The organism is Desulfosarcina sp. (assembly GCF_033791525.1).
Lineage (GTDB): Bacteria > Desulfobacterota > Desulfobacteria > Desulfobacterales > Desulfosarcinaceae > Desulfosarcina.
In genome coordinates this window covers 1-4809 of sequence record NZ_JASJGN010000356.1, presented here as the reverse complement: position 1 = coordinate 4809, position 4809 = coordinate 1, and the positions used below count along the sequence as shown (strand labels likewise).

At 57.2% G+C, this 4809-nt stretch carries 3 protein-coding genes; all 3 read right to left on the bottom strand.

Going from position 1 to position 4809, the window contains the following annotated elements; all coding sequences use genetic code 11:
- Window positions 1-32: 32 nt before the first annotated feature.
- The 3 genes from QNK41_RS17620 to QNK41_RS17610 all read right to left on the bottom strand — a co-directional run bounded on the left by QNK41_RS17620 (window position 33) and on the right by QNK41_RS17610 (window position 4345).
- Window positions 33-2351: an AsmA family protein gene (locus tag QNK41_RS17620; RefSeq protein ID WP_319259428.1), complete on the bottom strand. Its 2319-nt coding sequence runs from the start codon at window positions 2349-2351 to the stop codon at window positions 33-35.
- Between the two features lie 41 nt (window positions 2352-2392).
- Window positions 2393-2860 carry an ion channel gene (locus tag QNK41_RS17615; protein WP_319259426.1) on the bottom strand — a complete coding sequence of 156 codons (468 nt, stop codon included), beginning with the start codon at window positions 2858-2860 and terminating at the stop codon, window positions 2393-2395.
- A gap of 141 nt (window positions 2861-3001) precedes the next feature.
- Window positions 3002-4345, bottom strand: coding sequence for a carbohydrate porin (locus tag QNK41_RS17610; protein WP_319259423.1), 1344 nt, complete (start codon window positions 4343-4345; stop codon window positions 3002-3004).
- Window positions 4346-4809 lie beyond the last annotated feature (464 nt).

Below are 4809 nucleotides of genomic sequence, written 5' to 3'. Positions count from 1 at the left end.
ACCCTGAACCCAAAACGCTGAACCTTGAACCCTTATTCCGTAACCGGCGGATAAGGCATTTTGGCCAGGGCCTCCCGTGCCTGTTGCATGGCTGCCCGATGACGGGTGGCGATGCCTTCATCCCATGCCTGCAGCGCGTCAGCACCCGTCAGGCTCGAAAAGGAGCTTGTCAGTCCGCCTCCGGCGGCAGAGCCGGTGTCCTTGGCGGAGTCCGCCGTCAGCGCGATCGTTCCCTTGGTGGACCCCACCAGCCCGCTTCCTACCTGCCGATGATCCAGCTTGGCCATTCCGCTGCCTATTTTAAACAAATTTTTACCGATGTTTTTGCCGATTTTCAGCGCTCCGGAACCCACCTCGCCCGCCACATCCACGCCGCCCTCGACGATGCCGGCCCCGGTATGCAGCCCGCTCTTGCCCAGTTTAAGCAAGCCGCCGGAAGCACGGTTGAAAACCCCGGCCAGGACCGGCCCCGTTTCCACCGCGGGTTTGTTGAGCGGCCCCTGCACGTGAATGGCGTCATACTGCACACCCGCTTCGCTCAACAGGATCCCATACAGGCTGATTGCCTTCTTGTTTATCGACAGCGCAAAACCGGCATCAAAACCGTCAGCGCCAAATGCGCTGCGCGTGGCCGGCGGGACCAGCGAACCCAATGTCTCCAGTTTCACGCCGGTCCAGCGGATCTGGGCATTCATCGGCGGCACGCCGCTGCCTGCCGGGCCCATCGAAGCCACAGCCCCATACTGCGCGTCCGGCAGCTTGCCGGATTGCTCCAATTCAAAGGATAGCGATACTGACGCGGGATCAGCCGATGATTTATCGTCGAAGAGGCGCAGCTGGTTCGCCGCCAGGCGAATGTTGTGCAGCGGAAAAACCAAACCTTCTTCAACGATTGCCTTGTCCTTATAGTGCAGATCCCCGTCTTCCAGCTGAACCTGCTCAACACGGACTTTCGGCAGCACCCTGACAGGGGCAGGCGCGTCTGTCTCAGCTTGCGTCCGTGTTTCTTTGGCGCTCGTCGCGCGCTGCCCCCTGCGCTGGGCGGCGTAAAGTTTTTGGATGTTGGATATGCCGTCGTCCTTTACGGTTATCGATGCGGTCAGGCCCTGGACACGTACCAGATTGATGACCAGTTCCGGTGAAGCCAGATCCAGCCCACCGGTGGTGACGGCCAAACGGGCTGCGCTGAACAGCCTGTCGTCATCAAAACCGGGATGCTGATCCACCACCACGCCCTTCAGGCCCAGCTTGAAAGAATCCAGAGAAATGGCATTCTCTTTCAACTTGCCCACTTCCAGTCCCGTGACCTTGGCATCCAGTCCGTCAAATCCGGCACGCCACGGTTGGCCCTCGATGTGATCAAGGAGCTGCAGGGCAATGGACGTGAGTTCGATGTCTTCGAATACCAGCACGGGCATCCCCCCCGCTGCTGCCGTTGTCTGTTTACCGGCAGATGACTGCGCCGCAGTTGAAGCTGCCGGCTTCCAGGCGTCAAGCAGCCGATGCCAGTTGGTCTGACCACTTGCGTTGCGTTCCACCGACACCACAACATGATTCAGGAGCACCTTGCTGACCGACAGGCGGGAGGCCCCCGGGTCGAATCCCGGTGTGGCCAATTCGATTCTATCTGCCGCAAGCATTGGCGCCTGGCCGAAGCCTGCCGGCTGTTCCACCTTGATCTTGGACAAGGCAAGGTCCACCGCCCCCATCCGGATATTCTGCTTCAGCAGGTCACCGGGCTGCAGATCGTCCACGGCCAGGTCTATTGTCAGGTTTGCGGACCATTGATCGTCCACCATCCGATCGATCAGCTGAACGTCGAAGTCTTCAACACGAATGGCATTGACACGAACAGCGGGAATCGACGGTGGTTTTTCCTCTTCGTCGATAGTGGACTCAGGGTCGGATTCCTGCCCTGCCGACGGTAGAAGCCTGACCGGGCTCAATTGCCCCTGGTTGTCACGTACCAGGATCAATGAACCTCCCTTCAAGGTAATTTGCTCGACAACAATCTCATCTTCAAGCAACGAGAGCGGATTGATATCCAGGGCCAGGGAATCCAAAGCAAGCAACGGCGCCGTGCCGTATCCCCGTGGTGAGTTGATCGTCAGGCCGGATAGTTTGATGCGCCCGGCTATCAACTGGATATTGAACGCGTCCAGTGACCCGCCTTCGGAGAGATAACGTGTCAGTGCTTGGTTGATGCGGGTGTGCACGATCGAATTGATGTTGCGGATCGCAATGGTCAAACCAATCAGCAATAACAGCAGCACACCCAGCAGACCTTTCCACCACCACCCTCGACGTTTTCTGGGTTTTTCATTCGATTTGAATTTATGTTGCGTTGCCAATCCGGGCCCCACCTTCTTTGACGGCTGAAAGCCATCAATTCCTAAGTTGACGACTTTTCGGTCAACCTAACCTGGTCTAAACGGTCGTCCCATGCCCGCTGCATGAGCGCTCGCAGAACCGTGTAGAGAAAACCCGTCGTCAAGCCGAACATCAACACGCCATTGATTGCCTCCAGGGCACCCAGCAGTCGCCACCTGGCGCTCAGGACAATGTCCCCGTAGCCGAGGGTCGCAAAATTGACCACCGAGTGATAGAACGCCGTGGTGAAATCATGAAATTCGCCGAGACTGCAATACAGCCCGGCCCACAGGGCGACCTGCAGCAGGTTCCCAGCCGACATAATCAGCATGACGGTAACCAGCAGGAATGATGCCCGGATCAGAGTGGGGCGGATCAGTCCCCGGATTTCCAGCGCCACCAGAATGCGCAGCAGCAGGCTCACGACCATGCATTGGACGGTCAGGCAAACGGTCATCGTCAGGTAACCCAGGATCAGGTTTTTACCCATGAGATTCGCTTTCTTTTAGCGGCCGATATCAACACGTTCTCAACATCTCCGTCAGGAAACTGACCTACGGCTGGCTCGCATCCATGTAAAACCGACCCAGGCCTGACTTTTTTTAGACAAACGCCTGTCTATTTGGGTCGTTTAGAAGCTGATGTTCAACCGACCACCCAGTATCGTGGCGTCGTCGACCGACTCGAAGGCGCTTTTAACCCACTGGGCATCGAGGGTCAGGTTCGCACAGCCGAACAGGGCGATGTCGTAGTAGGCCTCGAGGCCGCCATTGGCGTTGCTGAAGGATAGGAGAGGCCGGTCCAGGCCCTGAACATCGTTATAGAATAATCCTACGCCCCAGGTGTCGTCGTCACGGTTCGGGATGGATCCGCGACCGGAAATGCCGGCGGAAACCGTCCAGTAGATGGGATTGGTGTCCTTGTCCGCGATGCCAATCCGGGCGAACAGGCCCACGCCCTGGAGATCCTGCCGGCCGTTGGTTGGATCCACTGTGCGTGAATCGCCCTCGACATACAGGTATTGCCAGCCGCTCCAGTCAACAGCCCACGAATCCGACGACGTATCCATGACGACCCCTCCCCCCGGATCGGTGTTGAGGCCGCCGACCTCGGCAAAATCGGCGTCAAAGCCGTAATAGAAACTGATGGACCCGCCACCGGGCAGCTGGTTCAAGTCGGCCCGATAGTCGGCCGTGGTCGCCCACGTCGTCCCATCACCGATGTCGCCGAAGCCGGACGTGGTGGATGCATCGGTGTAATTCATCAGCGTGGTGGTGATCGTCCATGTCGAATTGGGCAGCCAGATGGCACTGGCGGCGAGCGTGCTGTACGGCGCCAGCTGCGCCAAGGTCGCAGAGAAATTGAGCTGGAAGTTCATGAACTGCGTGCGGCCCTCACCCCCCATGAACTCGTTGGATGTTCCCAGGGTCGTGATCTTGCCGGCCAACAGGGCGAACCGATCGGATAAAAACTGGAGCCAGTTGAGTTCGGTGATCGCAAAATCGACATCCGCTTCCTCATCCGAGCCATATGGGAAGGCCGAGTACATGTTGACCGGCAACAGGAGACCGGAGGCGCCGTTTACCGTGTCGCCAAAGCGGGATTGCGCACGAACCGTAACCAGAGCTCCGGGAACGATGCCCATGCGCATGAGGTCGAGATTCAGGCGGTAGTCCAGGTTGGTTGAATACGCGTCATCTTCATCGAACCCGCCGTCGACGATGCCCTGGTAGGACTGGTACCAGTCGAAGCCCAAGGTGATCCCCCGGTTGGCCCAGTCCTGTCTGACACCGCCCCAATCACCGGTCAGATTGGCGCGTGACCCGATCTTGCCCGAGTAGTCCGGGAGCGGCAGTATTCCTTGATCCGTATCGGACGCGGTCGTGTCATCCGCGAAACAAACCGCACCTGTCGTGCACAAGACGAGGACAGCGATTATAATTCTAAGCAAATGTTTGACGTGTTTTTCAGACATGCACCGGGCCTCCCATTCTTTTTATGAATGCATTCGAATCAAGTGGGTTGGCATCGTGGGCATTCGTTCTCATCCCTCCACCCGAATGCCTTTATTTTAATTGGTGTTGATTTGTTTGTAGCACTGCACCGTGTTCGACAAACACCCCCGAAAAGGGGGAAAAACGGGGGGCAGTTGGCAATTTTTCAGGGTTTAATGGGGCGTAAAGGAGGGTAATCAAGGGCAAAGACTGACGTCCAACATCGAACATCGAACATCGAACATCGAACATCGAACATCGAACATCGAATAAGGAATTCTGTCTTTTTACCTTCTATTCAATTTTCCACGCACTATCCGGGCGTTATATCTGCGATTCGATCGGCAGCATCCTCATGAAACCGACCCCGAAGCGCTTCCAGAAACCGGTGAAGGGCTCATGGTTAAAAGTCTGCTTTTCACCATCCACGATGCCGTGCCACACG

Coding starts and splice junctions, on each gene's coding strand:
- QNK41_RS17615 (WP_319259426.1), bottom strand. CDS start 2,860: ATGGGTAAAAACCTGATCCTGGGTTACCTGACGATGACCGTTTGCCTG.
- QNK41_RS17610 (WP_319259423.1), bottom strand. CDS start 4,345: ATGTCTGAAAAACACGTCAAACATTTGCTTAGAATTATAATCGCTGTC.